The organism is Ramlibacter sp. MMS24-I3-19 (genome assembly GCF_050320135.1).
Classification (GTDB): domain Bacteria; phylum Pseudomonadota; class Gammaproteobacteria; order Burkholderiales; family Burkholderiaceae_C; genus Ramlibacter.
This window is the reverse complement of sequence record NZ_CP190017.1, coordinates 619,229-640,127: the sequence shown is the minus strand read 5'-3', so window position 1 is coordinate 640,127 and position 20,899 is coordinate 619,229. Positions and strand designations below refer to the sequence as shown.

Here is a 20,899-nt window from a genome sequence, read left to right as displayed (position 1 = left end):
GTCGCATTGGTCATTGCCGTGGCCTCGGGATTTGCCTGGGCCGACGTGGGCGAGGTCACCCAGCTGCGGCTCGAGCGCACGGACGAAGGCGTTCTTCTCAGCTCGTCCGTCAAGTTCGAGCTGCCCCCGTCGGTCGAGGACGCGCTGCTGAAAGGCCTCCCGATGTTCTTTGTCGCCGAGGCCACGCTGCTGCGCGACCGCTGGTACTGGTACGACAAGCAGGTGGCCAGCGCGCAGCGACACATGCGCCTGTCGTACCAGCCGCTCACCCGCCGCTGGCGGCTGCAGGTGTCGTCGCAGCCGATCGGCAGCGCGGGACTGGCGCTCGGCCAGAGCTTCGACACGCAGGAGGAAGCGATGGATGCGGTGAAGCACGTGGCGCGCTGGAAGATCGCCGACGTGGCCGACCTGGAGCCCGACGCGCGCTACAGCGTGGACTTCCGCTTTCACCTGGACGTGTCGCAGCTGCCACGGCCGTTCCAGATCGGCGCCGTCGGCCACGCCGACTGGAACATCAGCGCGGCGCGCACCCAGCGGCTGGCCCTCGAGTCCGGACGGTGACCACGCACCTCGCGCCCGAAGCCCCACCCGCGAAGCCCAACTTCGGCAGCTCGCGGGCGATCCGCTGGGCCGTGCTGGTGGGCGCGGCCGTGATGGTCGCCATCGCCATCGTGCTGATGTTCCTGCTCACGCAGGCCACCGGCAATCGCGAGCTGTACGAGCGCAATTACGGCCGGTTGTTCGCGATCAACATGGTCGTCGCCGGGCTGCTGCTCACCGTGATCGGCTGGGTGGCGGTGCGGCTGTTCACGCGGCTGCGGCGCGGCAAGTTCGGCAGCCGCCTGCTGGTGAAGCTGGCGGCGATCTTCGCGCTGGTCGGCTTCCTTCCCGGGCTGCTGATCTACGTCGTGTCCTACCAGTTCGTGTCGCGATCGATCGAAAGCTGGTTCGACGTGAAGGTCGAGGGCGCCCTCGATGCGGGCCTGAATCTCGGCCGCTCGACCCTGGACACGTTGGCCAGCGACCTGGCCAACAAGACGCGTTCGGCAGCCAACATGCTGGCCGAGACGCCAGACGCCTCGGCAGGCCTGGCCCTCGAGCGCGTGCGCGAGCAACTCGGGGCCAGCGACATCATCCTGTGGAGCGGCAGCGGCCAGCTGATCGCCGGCACGGGCCAGTCGCGATTCCTGCTCAGTCCCGAGCGCCCATCCGCGCAGCAGGTGCGGCAGGTGCGCAGCCAGCGTGCGGTCGCCGTCATCGAGGGCCTCGACGAACCGAATGCACTGGCGTCGGGGCAGGCCCGAATCAAAGCCATGGCGGTGGTCCCAGGGCCCGGTCTGGGGCTGATCGCCGAGCCCCGGATCCTGCAGGTCACCCAGGGCATGCCGCCCACCCTGGTGGGCAATGCGATCGCGGTGCAGGAGGCCTACCGCGAGTACCAGGAGCGAGCGCTCGCAAGGCAGGGCCTGCGCCGCATGTACATCGGCACGCTGACCCTCAGCCTGTTCCTGTCGGTCTTCGGCGCGATCCTGCTGGCAGTGCTGCTGGGCAACCAGCTGGCACGGCCACTGCTGCTGCTGGCCGCAGGTGTGCGCGAAGTCGCCGCGGGTGACCTGTCGCCCAAGCCGGTGCTGCAGGGCAAGGATGAACTGGGGGGCCTGACGCGCTCGTTCGCCGAGATGACGCAGCAGCTGGCCGATGCGCGCGCGGCCGTCGAGCAGAGCATGGGCCAGGTGAACGCCGCGCGCGCGCACCTGCAGACCATCCTGGACAACCTCACGGCTGGCGTCATCGTGCTGGATGCACAAGGACGGATCGAGACCGCCAACCCCGGTGCCACGCGCATCCTGCGCGTGCCGCTGGCCGCGCACGAAGGGCAGTTGCTGGTGGAGGTGCCGGGCCTGGAGGCCTTCGGTGCCGCAGTGCACGCGCAGTTCGAGGACTTCGCCAACGATCGCCGGCAGCACGGCCTGGACCACTGGCAGCAGTCGTTCGAGCTGAATGCATCGCTGCCCGGACTGCCGGCCAACAACGACGCCATCACGCTCGTGGCGCGAGGCGCCGAGATGCCCGAAGACGCCGTCGGTGGATCGGCGCGCCTGCTGGTGTTCGACGACATCTCGGAGATCGTGTCGGCGCAGCGCGTGCAGGCCTGGGGCGAAGTGGCACGCCGCCTGGCGCACGAGATCAAGAACCCGCTGACGCCCATCCAGCTGTCCGCCGAGCGCCTGGCGCACAAGCTGGATGCAAAGGTGGCGGAGCCCGAGCGCGTGGTGCTGCGCAAGTCGGTGCAGACCATCGTCGACCAGGTCGATGCCATGAAGCGCCTGGTCAACGAGTTCCGCGACTACGCGCGCCTGCCGGCCGCCGAACTGAAGCCCCTCGACCTGAACCAGGTCGTGTCGGATGTGCTGCAGCTGTACGCCCGCGAGGGCGAGGCGGCTCCATCGACCCACGTGCCGATCCGGGCCGACCTCGATCCGGCCTGCCCGCGCATCCTGGGCGATGCCCAGCAGCTGCGGCAGGTGATCCACAACCTCGTGCAGAACGCGCAGGATGCGACCGAGGGCCTCGGGCGCGGCGACGTCGTGATCCGCACGCAGTGGAACGCTGCCAATCGTCGCGTGCGCCTGGTCGTGCAGGACTGCGGCACCGGATTCCCGGAGCACATCCTCAAGCGCGCCTTCGAACCCTACGTGACCACGAAGGACAAGGGCACCGGGCTCGGACTGGCGGTGGTCAAGAAGATCGCGGACGAGCATGGCGCCCGCATCGACGTGAAGAATCGGGTCGACAACGGCGCGGTTGCAGGGGCGCAAGTCTCGCTATCATTCGCAGTTGCGGCGTAACAACAGCAAGCGGACCGCGCAAGCACCACCCACACACATGGCAAACATCCTGGTCGTCGACGACGAACTTGGCATCCGTGACCTGCTGTCCGAAATCCTCAACGACGAGGGACACAACGTCGAGCTGGCGAACAACGCTGCCCAGGCGCGCTCCGCGCGCGCGAAGGCAAGGCCAGACCTCGTGCTGCTGGACATCTGGATGCCCGACACGGACGGCGTCACCCTGCTCAAGGAATGGTCCGGCACGGGGCAGCTCACGATGCCCGTGATCATGATGAGCGGCCACGCCACGATCGAGACGGCAGTGGAAGCTACCAAGATCGGCGCGCACTCGTTCCTGGAGAAGCCGATCACGATGCAGAAGCTGCTCAAGGCCGTCGAGGCCGCGCTGCATCGCGACACCCTTGCGCCCAGCGTGCGCAAGCCAGGCCCCGGCTTCGTGACCGCGCCGCCGCCGGTGGCCGAACTCACGGTCGAAGCCGCGATGACCGGCGGGCAATCGATTCCGGCGCCGGTGGAGATGGGCCCGCAGGCCCGCCAGACCTTCGAGTTGGACAAACCGCTGCGCGATGCGCGCGACGAGTTCGAGAAGAGCTACTTCGAGTTCCACCTGGCCAAGGAAGGCGGCTCGATGACGCGCGTGGCCGAGAAGACCGGGCTGGAGCGCACCCATCTCTATCGCAAGCTCAAGCAGCTGGGTGTCGATCTCTCGCGCGGCAAGCGCGCGGCGGGGTGAGGGCGTCGGCTACGCTATAATTTCCGGCTCACGGCCCGGTAGCTCAGTTGGTAGAGCAGCGGATTGAAAATCCGCGTGTCGGTGGTTCGATTCCGCCCCAGGCCACCATCTTCGAAACCCGCATGGAATCTAGGTTCCTGCGGGTTTTTCCTTTTGAGGCCGTCCCGCCACCTTTCACAATCCGTGTGCAATTTCGTTGCACACGACTGTGGCGGGTTAGCCGCAGCGCGCTGCCGAGGCGCGGGGTGATTGCGCCTTGAACGCCGCCCCGGTACCAAGACCAGCCTGCACAAGGAGGGCCACGGTGTACACGCGGTGTTCAATTCGATCGAGCGCATGCGGCTGGCGGCCGCACTGCAGGGTGAAGAGGGATCAGGAGGGCGCCATGCCGGTCGTCGCCGCTTCGGCCGCATTCATGGCGTCCTGGACGACTCGAAGGAACACCGATCGCGCCTGATCACAGAGCGGCACCTGTGAGATGAGGCCGTCCTTGGCAAACTCCACGCAGGCCTCCTCGACCAAGATGGCTGCGGGTGATCCGACATGCCATTCGTTGGGTCCGTTGGTGCGGATTGCATGGATGGCGACATCGAACAGCTCGGGAGAGCGGCGACGTACGCGCAGAGCCCTATTCCAGTTCCGATGCCACGTTCCATCATCGTGCCTGCGCTGGGCGAGCCACCATATGGCGTGGCGTTCGATGGGCTGGAGGAAGCCTTGGCCCTCCAATTCAATAGAGACGTGTTCTGGGATGGTGGCCATGACTCCTCCTGGCATCAATTGTGGGACAACATCAAGACCCGCGCGAGTGGCCAGCGGAAACGGCAAATTGCGCATACATCGGCTAAGCGTGGGCAGAAAGAGCTCCTTTAGACTTGCCCGAGGCGCCGGGTTGCGCCCAAGAGCGGAGAGCCAATGCATCGAATTCAGAGTATCGACACTCAACTGAGCCAAATGTTTCGTGGTTTCGACGAGATAGCGCACTCCCTACAGCTTCAAGGGATGGGTACGCTCCGCAAGATCAGTCGTGACGACTTGCCAATTGCAGGCATCTACTTCATCGAGGTTTGGGCCGGTCGAAAGTCCACGCTGCAGGACTGGCTGACGGAATTCCAGGCCGCGTTTGATCGGGAGGAGTTCAAGCAATGGTTCGTCCCTTCATGCCAGAAGGGCCGTATCAGGAGGCATGAGGTGCTGCAGGAGTGGATGCCTCTTTACCTGGGCAAGGCGAAGAAGATCGGAAAACGTTTGTGGGAGCACCTTTATCTCGAAAAGCAGCATCGCACGTTCGCGCTAAAGCTTCAGGCGCGCGAGTTACTCGCACCGTACCGGTACCGACTCTCAGTGCTGCCGTTAGAGGTTAGGAACTACGACGTGATCGCGCCACGGCTCGAAGCGGCACTCCGGCGCAAACACTTGCCGTTGGTGGGAAGGCAGTAGGGCTCTCTAGTTCTACAAAGTCGTCTCCCTCAGTGGCGAGCAGCGTGGCATTGCGCCCGCTAAGATGGCAATGCGCCAACGCACACTCTGGGGATTGTTGAAAGCGCTCGACGAGATACTTCACACCTGAACGGGCGAGTACGACCAGCAGGGCCAGCTGCGCCACGGCACCACAACGACATGACCATTCCAGTCGAGTTTCTAGTACATGGGCGGCCATCTTCTGTTAACGCGACCAGCGCCAAGAAGAAGGTTTGGAAGACCGCCGTGAATGCCGCCGCCGCCAGTGCCTTGGGTTCCTCGCCTCCACCGCCTCATGCGGGAGAGGTCACCGTCAAGTTCTTTTTCTTCCCCACTTCTAGGCAGTACACGGATGTGGATAACGGAATCAAGCACACACTTGACGCAATCTCTCCGCCAGTGCTACAGAACGACAAGACGGTCATGCGCGTCGTCGCAGAGCGATTCGTTCCTGAACCCGGCTCGTCATTGATCGTGCCCGTCGGCATCGCCCCCATTTTGGCCAATGCGCTCATGAGTGCTAGCGGGCAGAGTGCGTTCTTGGCGGGGGCAGGGAAGCCTCAGTACGCGACCGCCATAAAGGTCGTGCCGTATACCGAGAAGAGCGGCGAGCACTGGTGATGCGGCGAGACTACGAGCAGTATCAACTGCACCTCATCGCTGCGGAGTACCGGGCCAAGGGATATACCGTTGATCTCGAGGCCTCAGTCCCTGAATCAAACGGGAGATTTGATGCGCTCGCGCGGAGCCCCGAGGGAGCTGTCGTAATCGTCGAGCTTGTCAATGCCCAACGCGAGACTGCGAGCGATGCGCGGCTTGAAATTCTGAGGCAGGCCGCATCCTTCTTTCCCAATGCATCGGTGGATCTCAGGTACCTGGACCCAGGAAGATCAGCCTTCGCCGTGCATACGCAGGAAGATCGCGAGACTGAACAGGCCCAGGGCGACCCTTCGGAGCGTCTCAACACACTCCTGAAGATGAGAGTTCCCAAGCAATCCGGCGGCTCTCGCATTTCCCTTGCGCGGCTCTACCTGGGTCTCTGGGCACTGCATGTTGCAACCCTTCGTGAGTTTGCAGCAATGGCAGCTAGTGAGCCGGATCGTTCCCTCGCGGTATTGGATCAGTACGATTTGCTGTTGAAGCAGGACTTGCTCGTCGCACCAGAGCAGACGGAGGACTCGGCTCAACTTGACCTACACGAACTGCACCAGATCGCTACAGCGCTCCTGCAAGGGGCGTCGGTGACTTCGATGGAGGCCCGTGAATTGCGTACGCACATCCGTTCGGTGCGTGCACAGATCAGACGCTGGAAAAGGATGACGGTCGCAGCGGTTACGCAGAAGCTTGGAGGTGAAGGAGGGGAGTAAAACGTGCTGCGTCGCAGCCACTTCAGCTTGGCCCCGAACTGCCTTACGCCCCAGGCGATCTAAGAATCGCGTGTCGACGGTTCGATTCCGCCCGAGCCACCACCTCCAAACCCGCATGAAACCTTGGGTTTCTGCGGGTTCTTTCTGTTTCGGAGCCCGTTGGCATCTTTCCGGGTGTGTCTGCAATCTCGTTGCACACGAGCTGTGGTGCTGGAGCCCCGCCTGAGCGGGGCAGGCAGCCGTTGGCCCCAGTGTCCTTGATCGGCTGCGGGTTCGTGGCTACGGGCGAGCACGTCACCGCCGCCCGCGCGTTCGCTGCGCCGTACCGCGGCGGCACGGACGTCGAGCAGCGAGGCGCGCGTGCTCGCACGTGGCGCGCGCGCAGCAGCATTCATTTCGCGATCGACACCTTGCTACCTATACGAGGCCCGTGCAGCTGCACTCTCTTCGAATCTTGAAATGAACCGTATGACCCTGTTCGCGCGCTCCTCGTACAAACATCGCATCGAGGAACAGCTCGTGCGATGCCGCCAAGTTGCGTCCAGCAAGGGCCTGCCCTTGGAAGGCGCACAGATTCTCATGGACACCGGCCCCAGAGCGGCGGCCCCTGTCGCGCGCAGGCCCGCGTACGGGAAGCTTGTGGAGTCCATCCGCAAAGGTCGTTGCGACTTGGTCGTCGTCGACGAGGTAATTGTGCTCACCAGCGACATCGAGGAGTTGGCGCACCTCTGGACCTACGTCAGAGCCGGGGCTCTCCGGCTCGTCACTGCCGACGGCGTCGACACTGGCTGGCTCTGCGCGCGGCAGCGCGCGCGATGAACAAAGGGGGTGGGCTTCGCGCCCACCCCCTTTGTTTGTGTCTCTAGTGGCGGCTTGCCACCGGAGATCATCACTTCATGGTCTGACCACTTGCGAGGGCGACGGCAATGCGGGTCACCACACCGCTCACGAGTGCATTGCCCATGAGGAAGGCGCGCTGCGAAGCGCTGAGGCCCTCTGCGTCCGTGAACCCACGCGGGAATCCGTTCAGCTCCTCGAGTTCTTCGGGAGTGAGCCGGCGAAGGCGGCCGCCGGCCGCCGCCACGGCGTGGCGCGTGCGCGAAGCGCCAGAACCACCTTCCGACGTGATGATGGTTCGGGACGGCCTGTCCAGCGGGTCAGGGAAAGGCACTGCGCCCTCGCAGTACGTGTACTCATGACCATCTGCCTTGGTGCGTAGGATGGACTTCGCGCCCTTGAGATAGCGCCAGCGCTCCAGGCTGGCTTCGCTCAGGTAGTACGCGCTCGGAACGGACCCGGTCTTCGCCACCACGTCCCCCAGAGTGCGCGCGTGCTGGCGCATTTCGGACGTCGGCGCCGCCTTGGCTTGCGCGGTCCACGCCGTGCCGTCGATGCACACACCGACGGTGGCGAACCTCGTCCGACCAGCGCGGCCCGTGTTGTACGACTGCTGCGCGGCGTACGCACCAGCGGGCACATCGAACGCGACGAGGTCGCCACTGAGGGCGACCGGCAAGCCCGCGGCAAGCGGCGAGCTGCCGGCGAGCCATTCGGCCGGCGCACGCTTCGCGCCGACCCAGTGGGTGCATTCGGGGCTGCTTCGGTGCACCGCCGTGATGAACACGCGCCGGCGACGTTGCGGGTACCCATACTCGGCAGCGTTGACCACCTGCCAGGCAACGGCATAGCCCAACGCCTGGAGGCTTCCAAGAATGACGGCGAAGTCCCGGTCCGGGCAGGCAGCCGGGCTCGCCAGCAGGCGGTCGACGTTCTCCAACAGAACGACCTCGAGGGGCCGGCCCGCGCTGATGCGCGCCTGCAGCAGGTTGTGGATGGCCCACCAGAGCACGCCCTTCTTTCCCTCGATGCCGGCGCTCCGCGATGCCGGCTTGGCGACGGAGTAGTCCTGGCAGGGGAATCCTGCCACCAGCATGGTGGGCGCAAGAGCGTCCACGCGCGCCATCTCTTCGGCGTCGGTGAGCACCTCGAAGAGATTACGGTTCACCGGAGCATGGCCCCAGCGTGCCTCGTACACGCGCGCAGCGTTCTGCTTGCGCGCCCCAGGCTCCCACTGGTTAGCCCAGACGACTTCGTAATGCTGGGCGCAGCCGACCGACAGGTGCCGATTGGCTTCCTCCAGTGCGAAGCGGAATCCGCCGACACCGGCGAAGAGTTCGAGAACGCGATGAGCGCGGGGTTGGTGAGTGCGGTGGGCACCGTTGCACGACATGAGGGTCTCCGGGCAAGGGCCCGGCGACCGCGTCAGCGAGTGCTATGGACGATCCACAGCGTTGGACGACTCAGATCGGCGCGTAGCGCCGGGCTGAGTCGTGAAGCCATCGACTTTTATCCGTCGGTCCTCTGGCGCTGCGTGTGAGCGGCCACAGGCAGGCTCATGCGTGCCTGGAGGGGTTCGCGCGAAGACGAAGTGGGAGGAACAGGCGCGCTTATCGCGTCGGCATCAGCGCACGTGCGTGGAGGGGCGCCGCGCCGCGCACCAAAAACACGTTTTCTTGAGGTCACTACACGAAGGGTCGACGCCGTTTGGGCGCGAGCAGGAAAGAAGCGATCGAGTGGGCTGCCCGGCGGGCTCCCATCAAGGCCACACCTCACAACAGGACATCTGTCAAATGCACCCAGCACTCTCCGAGCTGCTCGACCTCATGGTCGATCTAGCAGCGAAGAACCAACATCACCAACTACGGGAGACAACAACTCAATGTCAGTCACAGGAGCGTATGCCCGCTACTCACCCGGAAACGGGCAGCGCGAAACGTCCATCGAAGACCAGCTCCGGCGTTGCCGGCAGGTCGCGGAGAGGGAGGGGCTCGCGATAGACGAGAACTTCGTCTTCGCGGACCAGGCCATCACGGGCAAGGCCGAGGGCCTGGCCAAGCGGACCCAGTACCGCCGGCTCCTCGACGCCATCGAGGCGAGGGAGTGCTCCATCGTCATCGTCGACGAAATTTCGCGCCTGACCCGGCACGTCCGCGAAGGCGGCCGGTTGATGGACCTGGTCGACGAGATGGGCGTGCGCTTCCTCACCAACGACGGCATCGACACCCTTCGTGACGGGTGGCGGGCGCTGTGGATGGTCAAGTTGATGGCGGCCAACATGGAGGTCGAGAGCACGGGCAGCCGCACCACGCGGGGGATGGTCGGGCAGTTGGAGCGGGGCTACCAGATTGCGCAAGCTCCATACGGCTACCGCGCGATTCCGGAGGTCACCGACGCGGGCAAGGTTCTCGGGACGAAGTGGTCCATTCACGAGCCCGAGGCTGAGGTCATCCGCCGCATCTATGCGTGGCGGCATCAGGGACTGTCATGCCCCACCATTGCCGCGACGCTGCAGCGCGAAGGCGTCCTGCCGCCGGGCAGTGCGCGCAAGCGCGGGCAGGTGCGGTGGCGGGCCGCGTCCGTTCACCGCCTCATGTCCAATCAGATTTACCGTGGACTGTTCATCTGGAACGGAAGCGGCTTCACCAAGGCCCGAGCTCGAAAGAAGCGAAAGGAAGTCAAGGAACTTCCGTTCGCGCGGCCACAGCTTAGGCTGGTGAGCGACGAACTGTGGTTCTCGTGTAATCCTCGTGGCAACGGCGAGCAACGATCCCACCGCCCACGCGGTGGGGGCAAGAACGTCTTCTCGGGGCTCGTGCGCTGCGGCGTGTGCGACTCGTTGCTGTCCATCGGCAGCAACAAGGGCATGAACTGCCCAGGCTGCTACCAGGCAAAGCGTGTCGGAGCGGTAGACCAGTACATGGGATACACGTCGGTCACCGCCGCGAAGCTTGCACTGGAATGGGTGTTGGCGGCGCTGTTCACGGGCGAGGTGCGTCAGGAGCTGAACAAGCGCTTGACTCACAAGCTGCACACCGGGCCTGCGAAGGAGCTGGAGGAAGTGACCGGCCGGCTGAAGGACATCGAGGCGAACATCGACCGAATTCAGGAGTTCATGCTCAACCCGAATCTGGACCCGGCAATCTGGGTCAAAAGGCTGGAGGGCTTTGCGCAAAGCAAGCAGGCTTGCGAACATCGCCTGTCGCAGCTGCGGTCAGCGAGTCGCAAACTGACCCCGGCAGTCCTGCAGGCGCAAGTTCACATGGACCCGCTGCCGGCGCTGCGTGAACTGCTGGACGGACAGATGGAGGCGTACAAGGTGCGCGCTACCTTGCGGCGCCTGCTCGCGACCTTCACGTTTGTCGCCAAGCCGTCGCGCTATGTCAGCGTCTTTCGGCTCGCACTTCAGCCGGGGGTCTGCTTGGCTGAACTCTCGGACACCGACGTCATCGACAACTCGCTGTTCCAGTTCGAGGTCACCTGTTCAACCACTGCAAGTCGGCCCGTCGTGTGGCATGTGAGTGGAAGGGCAGTATCAGCGTGATTGAGAAGGGGCCGTGACGGCCCCTTCTTCACTTTCGGCGTCGAGTGGCGTGGCCGGTCTGATCCGATCACGACGACCACATGCTCGGCGATCGGCGCCTCGCGCTCCCGGGAGGTAGCTACACCAAAGTGCGGCATGGGCCGCATCCAGGAGTGCGAATGAAGCAAGCAGCAATTTACGTCCGATGCGTCAGACCTGATGCGTCGTCGCAAGAGCAGAAGTCCGCCTGTCTTCAGGCAGCGGCGCTGCATGGGTTCGAAGTGTCGGAGGAACATGTGTTCACCGACCATGGGGTGAGTGGATTGAGGGTTCGTCATCGCAGCGGGCTTTCTGCCCTGCGCAAAACTCTGAAGGACGAGTCGATGGAGGCTGTGGTCTTGCAGGACCTGTCGCGGCTGTCGCGAGACATCCGCCAGTTGGCAGGGCTGCTCAGGGAGTTTGAGGAAAAAGGCGTTCGGGTCATCGAGGTCGGACGCGGCGAATGCCGCCGCTAATTCCAAGGGGGCGTGGCCCCCTTTTCTTGGCCGCAACGTCGGTCTTTCTGCGGGAGTCGCCAATGCGATCTCATCCGCTTCTGGGACCTGAAGTGGGAGATCTTGCAGTCGGAGGCAAGGTCGCCGGCGCGGGAGTTGGTTCGGAGCGAGTTGCTACACCCAATGCCATTTGGCAAACAAGAGGACATCATGAAACAGCAGACGACTGAAGACAATGAAACGAGCTTCCGCATCGCACCGGGCGTGTACTTGGGAGTTTTGATGACACCCGACGAGGTGGCTCGCGCCACCGCGGACCGCGACCACCCCGTATACGGCTCATTGCATCGGTGGACCTTGTGCGGTGACGTGTCGCCGGCGGCGTTCGACCTGCTGCAGGCGTTGCACAACCCGGCCGCCGTGAATGAGCGCTTGACAGCGTTCTCGTCACCCGCCGGACACAGCTACGTCGTGTTGACACATCAGGTCAGTTCCTATCAGCACCGCTACTTCGTACCGCTGTACGACTCGAAGGTAAGAAACTGCATAGAGGACATCACTCGCAACGGTGCGCTGGGGTACTCGCTCGCTGGTGAGAGCCACCAGGCGCTCGTATGGAGCAGCTGCATCGGCGCTCGGGACTTTGTGCCGCTCAAGGCAATGTGCGGAGCCGTTCCGGAAGGCGAGGAGGAGCCGGTCCTGGAGGAATACTCCAGATTGCTTGCAGAGGTGCGCCACCCTGCGCGAATCCCGTCAGTGGTGGAGGGAGTCACGGTGCGGTATGCAAGCGTTACCGCAATTCCTCCCGCGGAAGTGATGGCGCAGCTCGCACGCCGCTATGGGGTGCGGGAATGAGCCAGCCTAGGCCGGTTCCCTTACCCACACGCCACCCCCTGTACCTGGCCAGGAGCAAGCGTGACGGCGCGGCGATCGCGCTGGTGGAAGCGCGAGACGACGAGCAGGCGGCCGCGCGGGTCGCGTACGTGGTGGGACAGCTTGGGCTGAGTGAGTGGCAGGAAGTCGAAGTCCGACCTGCGGAAGGCTACCTATCCAGGGTACCTACGTTCTTGGACGGCTTCTTTCGAGCCAGCAGGATGCAATGCACCACACATTGAGCAACGCCGACGAACAGCGGCATCGAAATGAGGAAAGCAATGGACAAGCAGACAGGAACGACCGAGTCGAACGGTCGCATCGGAACCAAGGCGTGCAACAAACAGGTGCACGAGCGCTGGAAACGGCTCTATGCCGCTGCAGGCGGCCCGCTGGTGGGCTGGCTATTCGAGGAGGCCTCGAATAGGAGCTGGGACATCGCCGATTTGGCGCGTGAACTCCGGGTCACCGTAGGGTATCTGGCGCAGCTTCAAGCCGGCATTCGGGACTGCGCGAACATCTCGCACGATTTCGCGGCGGCATGCGCCGTGTTCTTGCAGGTGCCCGCCGTTGTGGTGCTCATCGTCGCCGGTCAGCTCAAGCTGATTGACTTCGTCTGCGCCACGGACTTCGACCGCTGGGTCGAAGCGACAGTCGGACACGAAGGCGGCGAGCCGGTGCACTTGACTTGCGGTGCGCAGATAGGGGCAGAGGAGTTGCGGTTAGTGCCGCACATGGTCAAGGCACTTAGCGCTGCCGCGAGCGTTCACGAAACGCGAGCGAGAGCGGCTTGATTGAAGGGGTGAACGATAGCCGTTCACCCCTTTTTCTCGGAAGAGTGTCTGAGCGGCTGGGTACGCTGGGACAGCTACTTCAACCAAGTTATGGCGACGAGAGATGCGACCAAGCACATCACGGCGGCCAGAGAACACCCGAGCAGAACAACCCTTTCTGCATGTTCCGGGTCACGCAGAAGCGCGCGTACTGAGCTCGGGACAGGAACACGTCGCATGATCACTCGGTATCCTAGCCTTGAGTGAAAGCAGGTGCGCGGCGAATTCAACTCGCTTGCCAACCCGCTTTGACCTGCGCCAGCACGGCGTTCACCTTGTCGATGACCGTTGCGTCAACCGGACTTCCGTCCCCGACCTCCACGGTCACGTGAATGCGCAGCGGGTGCCCGGCAGTAGCTTCGCGCAAGGCGTCGATGTGTTCGGCAAGGTCCTGCACCTCATGCGTCTGCAGATCTGCGCTGGCCGACTTCGATCCGTACTTCTGAGACGGAGGCGGCTCCTTCGCCTCTGTCTTTCGCTTCAAAATCTTCACCGCGGCGGCACCGCCCAGATCGCATGGCCAGGGACCGGAATCGAGCGCTCGCTCGATGAGTCCAAGCCGGAATGCCTCGTCGAGAGCCGCGGCGACGCGCGTCCAAGGTAGCACCTTCCCCGCCTTCGACGAGAGCGCCGCATGAACGAGATGGGCATTGGTTGCGTCAGCTTGCCAAGCTGTCGGCAACTGCGCAGGTAGCACGTCAACGCTCGCCAGCGGTACCGGCGGCGAGAACAATTGCGCGGTGTCGTTGACGAAACCAGCCGGGACGTCCTCGCCCAGGACGCTGACCGTTCCGTTCAACAGCCATACCCGGCCGCTCTTCACCGCGCCCGCGATTGCGTCGGTGACCGCCTGCAGTGTGGCCGCAGGAATCAGCAGGTTCTCGGTGTAGCCACCCTTGTCGACTTCGACGAAGTGCTTGCCCGAAAAGTACGCCGAGAGATCTGCTAGGGTTACGGGCTCCTTGTCCCACAGGCCGGGAAGCTTGCTGGGGCCGAGCAGCTGCGCGTCCAGCTCCGAGAGCGAGGCAGCGTCCGATAGAACGACTTCGAGGCTCGAGTCCTGGACTGCGTTGTCGTCGGGGCGGCACTTCCAGAAGGTCCGCGTCGACTTGTCCGCGCGCGTCACGCGCAGCACGAACTCGCCTGCCTCGCAACCCTGCAGCAGCGTCTCCAGGATCGCTGCCCGGTTCAGCATCTTCGGCAACTTGGCCGTCGCTGCGAAGGCTCCGACGAGATCCTTGACGAAGCGCGCATTATCGCCAGCGCTCCACAGATCGAACGGTCCACCAGGCAGCAGTGCCTCGGCGTTGACGGCCGTGCTTTCGATCCGCAGGCGCTTGTCGGCCACCATCTTGGGGAACAGCGGGTCGTTGTCGACGTTGATCCGGTATGCGGCCACCTCGTTGCCGTCGTTCACCGTCACCGCGATGCAGTAGGCCATGACGATCTGCGACACCATTTCGCCACGAGCCGCGCGAATGTTGCCGTCGAGGCGCGTCGTTGCAGCCGTGTCGATGTCGCTGCGCTCCTTGAGCATCTCGCGCACTTTCTCCCAACCAAGCAGGTCACGCACCTTCTCTCGGGCGACGTCGATGCCGTCCTTGGACGGGACGGCCAACACCACTGCATTGCGATTCTGCGCGCGGGGCTTCTCGGGGGCGGTCGTTTCGTCGATGAAGCGCTTGGCGTCGGCACTGGGTTTGCCGTTGCTCGCCGCTTTCGGGCCTAACACCGCGTAGTGAAACTCACCGTCGTCTTCAATGTCCGCCGGGCGAGCCGGCAGCACGTGGACCCTGGCGCCAGCTCCGCGTGCGCCCTCGGTCAGCTTACCGGCGGCGCGGATCTCCTTCTCAAGCACCTCATCGACCAAGGTGGCGCTGACGTTCTGGCGCGCGTCGTGATGCATCTGCTTGAGGTTGGGCTTGGAGCCGAGGCGCCACACCTTGGGCAAGCCGCCCTCACGATCTCCTGTGAACGTGTCATCGAGATACCAAGACGCATCGGACCAGCGAGTCAGTCCTTTGTCCAACTCGATCCGATCCGGTGAACCCACACCGATCAGGACCTTGAGTTCGCGCGTGGTCGCACGCTGGCCGATGGGCTGAGAGTGCAAGAAGGTCGCCATCACCGCCTGTTCAATCTCCCGGTGCTGGACGCCAAGTAACCCGTCCTGTGCCTTGCGCGCATGTCCAAGCTCGGCTTCCAGGATGGCGGTCCAGTTCTGTCGGCGGCCTTCGTACAGCTCCAGCTGCGCCACGTTGGCCAGCTCACGCGCTGCGACACTGAGTCCATCTGACTTCGGGTCGACCAGGAATATCTGGGGGCCGATGAGCGGCTGCTGGTCCCACTTCACTGCGTCGCGCAACGCGGAAGCCAGGGTCTTGAGGATGCCGCGCGTCTGCTGGAACCCCTCGAGCTGCGTCCACTTTTGGTACAGGGCCTCGATCAAGGCAGGGTGAAAGGGGTATGCGTCGGTGTAGCGCTTCTCCTCGGCGGCACGATTCTTCGCGGTGTAGTCGTCGATTCCTTGCACGCCATTGAGCGCCCCGAAGACTTGGCTGGGCCACTGCAAGCGGTCGGTATAGCTCTCCAACTTGAGCAGCCGACGTCGGAGGATTTCGGGCACATCCTGGCTTTCCACAGGCTGGATGCCTTCGTCAGCCACCCGCTTGAACTCGTCGTAAAGCTCTTTACTGATTTGCTTGCCGAGCTCATCCATCTTGCCGGGATCAGACGCGAGCAGCGAGGCCACCAGGCAGCACTGCGGCACCTTGGCGACGGCCTGGGTCAGGCTATGCATGAACTCGCGCATGCGGCCAATCCACGCCGGATCTGTATCTGCCATCACACGGACGAACCAAAGCACCTCGTCGAACAGGATCAGTACGCCGACCCCGTTCTTGCGCGCGAGCTTGAGCAGGTCCTCCATTACTCCGGTGGCGGGGGGTGTCGCGCGCTCGGTACCGTCGTCTTTCAGCAGCTTCATGCCCGCAGTGCCGGCCAGCTGCCAGGCAATCGCGCTCCAAGGCATCTTGACCGTCGCAACGCTCCCGTCCGGTGCGGTCACTTCCATGCCCTTTTCGGCGTCCAAGCGGTCGAACACCACCGAGGCCACATGCGCCTTCGGCAGCCCACCTTCGAGGGCGCAATGCGCCTTGAACTGCTGCACCGCCGGGATGTCGGGCAGGGCTGCGGGATCGCGCACCAGATGCACCAGCGTAATCAGAGAGTGCGTCTTGCCGCCGCCGAAGGTCATGTGCAATTGGCGGACGGCTTTCTCGGACTTGCCCGCCAAGCGGTGCGTTACGTCACGCGCCAGATCACGTAGCTTGACGGTGGGGTAGGTGAGTGCGAAGAACTCCTTGGCGTCGTGGTAGACGCCGGGGTTGCGGCCCAACACGACGTCGTACAAATCCGCGGCGAATTGCTTCTGCGACAGCTCCTGGTTGGTGATGTCGTCGCGCAGTTGCACCACCTGATGCCAGGGCTTTGTGGTGGGTTTTGCCATCGTTGCTTCTCCTTGTCCTATTCCAGCCCGAGCGCGGTCTGCGCGACGCTGCCGACAGTTCGCAGGTAGTTCTGCAGCCGCTCCAGGATCGAGCACTCTTCAGAGCAACCCTCTGCACGGCTCTTCTCGATCAAGGCTTGAATCAGCTGCGCGAAAACTTGGCTACGGCGCAAGGCACGGCTGTCCAGGTATTCGTTGACCTTGACCACATCGCCTGCCACCCAGAGCTGCATCAGCTTGTGCACCTGGTCAATCAGCGGAATCGCGCGCCCGCTGGTCGTCTCCATACCCAACGAGCGGTGCTTGCGGTTACGCCAGTCCTTGAGTTTGTACTTGCCTCCACCGCCGGACGACGTCTCCTCGGTATCGCCATCCCCGTCGTCGTCCGAATCTGCGTCGTCGACATCGGCAGCATCGCCGCCGCGGGCCAGCAGTTCATATTGGTCAGCAAGTTCGCGCTCGGATAGCGCGCAAGACACGGCGTATAGGATGCACGGGCCCGCTGGCGCTTCCTTGAGACCGAAGTCGTTACGGTGGAGCAAGTAGTAGGTGGTGACATCGTCCAGCGGATGATCGCCGGGCGTGGGCTCGGACTCTCCGTGCGAGAGCACGCGGCCGACGACGAAGTCCACCACGATGCGGCGCACGTGGCCCAGGAAATCGGCGACCGACATCAACGCGCCGGGCTCAGACGCCTTCTTGACCGCCGGGTAGCGACTGTAGGCTTCCAGTGCCGGGCCAGTTGCCGCCCAGATGAAATCAGGGCCACGAATGCCGGCATCCCAGAATTCACGCAACTTGGTTGTGATATTGGACTCCATCTCCTTAAGCACCTGCGTGTCCCAACCAGCGCGAGCGAGCGGGTCACGCTTTCGGCAGACGAGCCATATTGACGAAGCCAACGTTGCGGAGGTCAGAGCATTGGTCCTTGCCGCACGCTCCGTTTGGATAGGCCAGGAGCCGTCGACGGTGAACCCGGATCGAATCAGTGCCGCGACCAGCGCTTCCCACGCATCCGGGCTCTTGTTGGCGAAGACCACGACCAGGCGACCCGCATCAGCAAGACAGTCGTAGCACTTACGGAAAACCACCGCCATCCCGGACTCATAGATTTGCCTTGATCTAGCAACGTCGTTTTCGAAGCGACCGGGTTGATCCACCAGCTCGCCATCGCCTTTATCTCGATCCCACTTCGGACCGAGTGGCTCAGAGAAAGCATTCGACATCGATCCAGACAGGCCCTCCAGCGTCCGGCGAAGCCAGACGTAGAAGAAGTCCATTAAATCTGAGTACGGGATGGCGTCGTAGTACGGCGGATCCGTCACGATCTGATCGAACTTGCCTGAGACGGCCGTGATTGCTGACTCTCGAATTAGCGTCGGTGCCGGTGCACACGACGTGGCATTCAAGCTGTGCACTAGGAATCGTGACACCCACTCAACGCCCTGCAGGAAACCACCAGACGAATCAGCCAGCGGATTTGACTCAGCGAAGTCCCAAGGTAGTTGCAGCACGAACTTTGCGAACGTGTGGTTTATCTGCTCTGCGCCGCTCTGCCAGGTTGCAATAACGCTAGCCCTATCTGCGAACCTACTGAGCGCGCAGGCCAGATAGCAGCAGATCGCCTCGCCCCAGCCGGTCGAATCCCGAGGAAACAACTGATGCTCCCGTACGGATCGCTGCGCGAGACTCAAACTCGCAATCGCCAGTCGCTGGCGGCGAGAGAAGACGTTGCTCCAGGTCGTCACACCATAGCGGGTCAGGCCGGAAACGCCACGCGTATTGGGTGAGGGCCGCTCGGCGGATATGGGTTCCTGAAGTTCTCCGAACGGCAATGCCGCAAACGCTTTTGCAAGCGCCTCGTCTACGTCGGAACCCAAGGAACGTTCGAGGAACGTGACCTCTCGATATTCTTTGCCGCTCGGTCCGTCGGTGACCGCAGCGACTAGCTCTTCGCCGATGCGGCCAGCTCGGGCTTCGAGCTGGATGTCTGTCATCGTCATGATGGTCCCGCAGCAGGGGCAGGTCGCGCCAGCCCGGCTGATGGTTCCCGACCCTTGTCGCTTGTCAGACTCGCGCTTCTGCGCCGCATTCCCGCCAACGACCTTCGCGTTACGGTCGAGCCCGAAGACGACGCCGGTGCGCTCAGAGTTGGGCGTCATCGTCAGCAGGACCCGCTTGTTGTCCTTTTTCACAAGCCACCGCGTCTTGAGCAGCGGGACGGTCGCCCGACACGCCTTGCACTTAACTGTGCGCGCCCAGAGGTAGGCCACCGTTGGTTTGGCGATCCATCGCGGATTCGCTTCGCTCTCGAGGTAGGTGCGATCAAAGCCTGCATTCAGCAGATCGATCTGCGGTTCGCCATCGTCGCTTACAGGCACGAGCTTGAGAGGTTCGTCTGTGTCGAGTTCAACGCGCGCGTACGGCTTGAGACGGCAGTACTCGGCGTATGTGGGGTAAAAGTGAGCCAGGTGTGTGCGCGCTTGCTTGAGAACCCACAGCCCCCAGGCGCGCACATGCCATGCGAGATCGGCTTCGAGGTCTTCCTCGGTCAGATGCAGCCGCGCAAACAAGTCGCCCTGCTGACGGTCTGGCGTCGTGCGGCCCATACAGCCCACGTACTGCGCGATGTCGGCCGGCTGCAGCCCCTTGGCTTTCAAGTAGGCCGTCATGAACTCTGTGTCCGCCAAGGCGAATTCTGGCAAGCGCTTTCGTTGACCGGCGAATTTCTGCGGGTACTCCAGCGTGCATTTGAGGATCAACCAAGCCACCGGGTTGATGTCGACTGCGGTGACTTCGCAGCCCAGGCGCATGGCTTCGAGCGGAATGGCACCCCCCCAGCGAACGGGTCCAGCACCTTCGGCGCACGGTCGCCATAGACTTTGCGAATTTCCGCTCGGAACCATTCGAGGTCCGGGTCAGACTCGCGCCCCCAATGCAGGACGCCTCCTTTCGTTTCAAGCCCCTCAACTTCTTCGATGCGCCCGTTGGGCATCTTCTTCTTCTTGACTGTTCGTACCAGCGAGCCGCCGAGACGCTGGAGAAGCTCGTCTCGCTTCTCCTTGTCACCCGGATCCGGCAGCAGCGTTGCAATCAGTGCCGCGCGGCTCGCAGCAAGCGGGCGTCGTGCAGGTCCAGATGTGCAGCGTCGAAATGTGCCCGTGACGCACGTTCTTTTCGTGCACCGAGTCGATGGAGGTCTGCTTGAGCGGGAAGGCGACCTCAATTAGCCGCTTGTCATTATTCATGGTAGCCCTTCAGGTCGCGCCGGTTCGGATGTGTGCTGGCATGGTGGCGATAACCACCAATTGGCTTTCCTCGTCCCAGAAGTAATAGATGCGCAGACAGCGTCGCGGATCGCGCGTATTGCCGCCGTTCTTGAGATGCCATTCGACGGGCACCCTGCGAGGACCCCAGCCGAACTCGAAACTGTCCGCTCCGCAGCGATCGTTGTGGATGCCCTCGTCGATGGGCTTGCGCAAGTCGCCACTTGCTCCGTTGATGCGCGAGTCGCGGTACTCGTTAGCCAGCCAAAGTAGGCAACGAGCGGCGGTCTGGGCGTCATCGAACTCGGCGGACTTGATCTCCCTGCGTGCCCTGCCCGAGAGCACGACGCGGCCGCTGAGTACCTCGTCGCACCAGTCGGCGAACGCGTCCCAGTTGTCCGGAAGCCGAATGCCAGCATCGGGCTCGTCTCCACGTGCCTTGATTTGCTCCAACAGCTGATGGATGCGAAACTGCGCGCCCCGGAGCTGTTGCTCCAGGCTTTGTGCGTGCTCTTCGATGGACTTATGTTCGTCCGAGAGCCACTGCTGGGTCTCAGCTGACCGACGCACGTCGTCCTTCAAGGCATCGATCTGTGCCTGCGCGGCGCGCAGCTGTTCGATTTCGGCGGACCCTGCCTGCTTCAGGCGCTGGCGCTCGACATCCAGACTGGCTTCACGCACGGCGGAGAACGCCAGCACGTCAGTGCCAAGCTCGAATCGGCGGACGCTCTCATTGGCAGCAATCCAACGAAGGGCTGTGAGCGTCGATCTCGCCCGCTCATCGTTGCCGCTGGCGGCCGTGAAGAACAGGCGGTGCGCGTACGGATTCGCATCATACGAAAAGCCCGGCATGTACGCGCGAAGGGCACCGTTGTAGACTGAAAGCGGTTTTCCCAGTTGCTGTGTTAGAACCCACGTGCGGCTAGCCGGAATGACCACGATTCTGGCGATTCCCAAGGTCACCTTCGCGAGCAGTTGCGTGTTGATTCTGGGCTCCGTCTCGCGGTCCGGGACTGAGCAAACCATGTACGGCACGGCACGCGCGGAGTCCAAGAGCTCCGCGACCAGCTGCTCGGCGTCCTCATCTGATGAGATGTGCCATGCGCCGCCGTCCAACCGAGTTCCGCCTTGCTGCAGTCCGCATGCGGTAGC

At 63.3% G+C, this 20,899-nt stretch carries 17 protein-coding genes, 1 tRNA gene and 1 pseudogene; 12 read left to right on the top strand and 7 right to left on the bottom strand.

Going from position 1 to position 20,899, the window contains the following annotated elements; genetic code table 11:
- The first annotated feature begins 18 nt into the window (after positions 1 to 18).
- From ACPWT1_RS03125 to ACPWT1_RS03110, 4 genes are all read left to right on the top strand, one after another.
- A complete protein-coding gene (locus ACPWT1_RS03125; RefSeq protein WP_427913965.1) occupies positions 19 to 561 on the top strand; it encodes a DUF4390 domain-containing protein in 543 nt (180 codons plus the stop codon).
- On the top strand, positions 558 to 2,849 hold the full coding sequence (locus tag ACPWT1_RS03120; protein WP_427913964.1) for an ATP-binding protein: 2,292 nt from the start codon (positions 558 to 560) through the stop codon (positions 2,847 to 2,849). The genes ACPWT1_RS03125 and ACPWT1_RS03120 overlap by 4 nt, the downstream gene beginning before the upstream one ends.
- Before the next feature lie 37 nt (positions 2,850 to 2,886).
- The gene (locus ACPWT1_RS03115; RefSeq protein ID WP_427913963.1) at positions 2,887 to 3,585 is read left to right on the top strand and encodes a response regulator; all 699 of its coding nucleotides are present in this window, start codon (positions 2,887 to 2,889) and stop codon (positions 3,583 to 3,585) included.
- A gap of 32 nt (positions 3,586 to 3,617) precedes the next feature.
- Positions 3,618 to 3,693, top strand: a tRNA-Phe gene (locus ACPWT1_RS03110).
- Between the two features lie 264 nt (positions 3,694 to 3,957).
- On the opposite strand, the gene ACPWT1_RS03105 is transcribed toward ACPWT1_RS03110, so the two are convergent.
- A complete protein-coding gene (locus tag ACPWT1_RS03105) occupies positions 3,958 to 4,347 on the bottom strand; it encodes a hypothetical protein (RefSeq protein WP_427913962.1) in 390 nt (129 codons plus the stop codon).
- Between the two features lie 153 nt (positions 4,348 to 4,500).
- On the opposite strand from ACPWT1_RS03105, the gene ACPWT1_RS03100 reads away from it, so the two are divergent.
- The 4 genes from ACPWT1_RS03100 to ACPWT1_RS03085 all read left to right on the top strand — a co-directional run bounded on the left by ACPWT1_RS03100 (position 4,501) and on the right by ACPWT1_RS03085 (position 7,232).
- Positions 4,501 to 5,025, top strand: coding sequence for a hypothetical protein (locus tag ACPWT1_RS03100; RefSeq protein ID WP_427913961.1), 525 nt, complete (start codon positions 4,501 to 4,503; stop codon positions 5,023 to 5,025).
- Between the two features lie 180 nt (positions 5,026 to 5,205).
- Positions 5,206 to 5,667 (top strand): RusA family crossover junction endodeoxyribonuclease, encoded by a 462-nt coding sequence (locus ACPWT1_RS03095; protein WP_427913960.1) that lies wholly within the window; start codon positions 5,206 to 5,208, stop codon positions 5,665 to 5,667.
- Positions 5,667 to 6,413, top strand: a complete 747-nt coding sequence (locus tag ACPWT1_RS03090) for a hypothetical protein (protein ID WP_427913959.1) — start codon at positions 5,667 to 5,669, stop codon at positions 6,411 to 6,413. Before ACPWT1_RS03095 ends, ACPWT1_RS03090 begins: the two co-directional genes overlap by 1 nt.
- Before the next feature lie 459 nt (positions 6,414 to 6,872).
- Positions 6,873 to 7,232: a recombinase family protein gene (locus ACPWT1_RS03085; protein ID WP_427913958.1), complete on the top strand. Its 360-nt coding sequence runs from the start codon at positions 6,873 to 6,875 to the stop codon at positions 7,230 to 7,232.
- 70 nt (positions 7,233 to 7,302) lie between these two features.
- On the opposite strand, the gene dcm is transcribed toward ACPWT1_RS03085, so the two are convergent.
- Positions 7,303 to 8,643 carry a DNA (cytosine-5-)-methyltransferase gene (dcm, locus tag ACPWT1_RS03080; protein WP_427913957.1) on the bottom strand — a complete coding sequence of 447 codons (1,341 nt, stop codon included), beginning with the start codon at positions 8,641 to 8,643 and terminating at the stop codon, positions 7,303 to 7,305.
- A gap of 489 nt (positions 8,644 to 9,132) precedes the next feature.
- On the opposite strand from dcm, the gene ACPWT1_RS03075 reads away from it, so the two are divergent.
- The 4 genes from ACPWT1_RS03075 (at position 9,133) to ACPWT1_RS03060 (ending at position 12,934) form a co-directional block, all read left to right on the top strand.
- A complete protein-coding gene (locus tag ACPWT1_RS03075; RefSeq protein ID WP_427913956.1) occupies positions 9,133 to 10,794 on the top strand; it encodes a recombinase family protein in 1,662 nt (553 codons plus the stop codon).
- A gap of 158 nt (positions 10,795 to 10,952) precedes the next feature.
- The gene (locus ACPWT1_RS03070) at positions 10,953 to 11,288 is read left to right on the top strand and encodes a recombinase family protein (RefSeq protein WP_427913955.1); all 336 of its coding nucleotides are present in this window, start codon (positions 10,953 to 10,955) and stop codon (positions 11,286 to 11,288) included.
- A 189-nt stretch (positions 11,289 to 11,477) separates the two neighbouring features.
- Positions 11,478 to 12,122: a hypothetical protein gene (locus ACPWT1_RS03065; protein WP_427913954.1), complete on the top strand. Its 645-nt coding sequence runs from the start codon at positions 11,478 to 11,480 to the stop codon at positions 12,120 to 12,122.
- Positions 12,123 to 12,421: 299 nt separating this feature from the next.
- Entirely contained in the window at positions 12,422 to 12,934 is a 513-nt protein-coding gene (locus ACPWT1_RS03060) for a hypothetical protein (protein ID WP_427913953.1), read from the top strand.
- Between the two features lie 265 nt (positions 12,935 to 13,199).
- On the opposite strand, the gene ACPWT1_RS03055 is transcribed toward ACPWT1_RS03060, so the two are convergent.
- The 5 genes and pseudogenes from ACPWT1_RS03055 to ACPWT1_RS03035 form a co-directional block, all read right to left on the bottom strand.
- Positions 13,200 to 16,481, bottom strand: coding sequence for a DUF499 domain-containing protein (locus ACPWT1_RS03055; RefSeq protein WP_427913952.1), 3,282 nt, complete (start codon positions 16,479 to 16,481; stop codon positions 13,200 to 13,202).
- A gap of 17 nt (positions 16,482 to 16,498) precedes the next feature.
- Positions 16,499 to 19,294, bottom strand: coding sequence for a DUF1156 domain-containing protein (locus ACPWT1_RS03050; protein ID WP_427913951.1), 2,796 nt, complete (start codon positions 19,292 to 19,294; stop codon positions 16,499 to 16,501).
- Positions 19,240 to 19,581, bottom strand: a pseudogene (locus ACPWT1_RS03045) (hypothetical protein); the annotation flags it as partial. The gene ACPWT1_RS03050 and the pseudogene ACPWT1_RS03045, both read right to left, overlap by 55 nt.
- A complete protein-coding gene (locus ACPWT1_RS03040) occupies positions 19,547 to 19,729 on the bottom strand; it encodes a DUF1156 domain-containing protein (RefSeq protein WP_427913950.1) in 183 nt (60 codons plus the stop codon). The gene ACPWT1_RS03040 and the pseudogene ACPWT1_RS03045, both read right to left, overlap by 35 nt.
- A gap of 9 nt (positions 19,730 to 19,738) precedes the next feature.
- Complete coding sequence (locus ACPWT1_RS03035) at positions 19,739 to 20,863, bottom strand: hypothetical protein (RefSeq protein WP_427913949.1); 1,125 nt, start codon at positions 20,861 to 20,863, stop codon at positions 19,739 to 19,741.
- Positions 20,864 to 20,899 lie beyond the last annotated feature (36 nt).

Bases quoted from the DNA above. Each gene is read 5' to 3' on its own strand.
- ACPWT1_RS03060 (WP_427913953.1), top strand. From the start codon at position 12,422: ATGGACAAGCAGACAGGAACGACCGAGTCGAACGGTCGCATCGGAACC.
- ACPWT1_RS03050 (WP_427913951.1), bottom strand. From the start codon at position 19,294: ATGCGCCTGGGCTGCGAAGTCACCGCAGTCGACATCAACCCGGTGGCT.
- ACPWT1_RS03115 (WP_427913963.1), top strand. From the start codon at position 2,887: ATGGCAAACATCCTGGTCGTCGACGACGAACTTGGCATCCGTGACCTG.
- ACPWT1_RS03095 (WP_427913960.1), top strand. From the start codon at position 5,206: ATGACCATTCCAGTCGAGTTTCTAGTACATGGGCGGCCATCTTCTGTT.
- ACPWT1_RS03040 (WP_427913950.1), bottom strand. From the start codon at position 19,729: ATGAATAATGACAAGCGGCTAATTGAGGTCGCCTTCCCGCTCAAGCAG.
- ACPWT1_RS03085 (WP_427913958.1), top strand. From the start codon at position 6,873: ATGAACCGTATGACCCTGTTCGCGCGCTCCTCGTACAAACATCGCATC.
- ACPWT1_RS03070 (WP_427913955.1), top strand. From the start codon at position 10,953: ATGAAGCAAGCAGCAATTTACGTCCGATGCGTCAGACCTGATGCGTCG.
- ACPWT1_RS03065 (WP_427913954.1), top strand. From the start codon at position 11,478: ATGAAACAGCAGACGACTGAAGACAATGAAACGAGCTTCCGCATCGCA.
- dcm (WP_427913957.1), bottom strand. From the start codon at position 8,643: ATGTCGTGCAACGGTGCCCACCGCACTCACCAACCCCGCGCTCATCGC.
- ACPWT1_RS03105 (WP_427913962.1), bottom strand. From the start codon at position 4,347: ATGGCCACCATCCCAGAACACGTCTCTATTGAATTGGAGGGCCAAGGC.
- ACPWT1_RS03090 (WP_427913959.1), top strand. From the start codon at position 5,667: ATGCGGCGAGACTACGAGCAGTATCAACTGCACCTCATCGCTGCGGAG.
- ACPWT1_RS03055 (WP_427913952.1), bottom strand. From the start codon at position 16,481: ATGGCAAAACCCACCACAAAGCCCTGGCATCAGGTGGTGCAACTGCGC.
- ACPWT1_RS03100 (WP_427913961.1), top strand. From the start codon at position 4,501: ATGCATCGAATTCAGAGTATCGACACTCAACTGAGCCAAATGTTTCGT.
- ACPWT1_RS03075 (WP_427913956.1), top strand. From the start codon at position 9,133: ATGTCAGTCACAGGAGCGTATGCCCGCTACTCACCCGGAAACGGGCAG.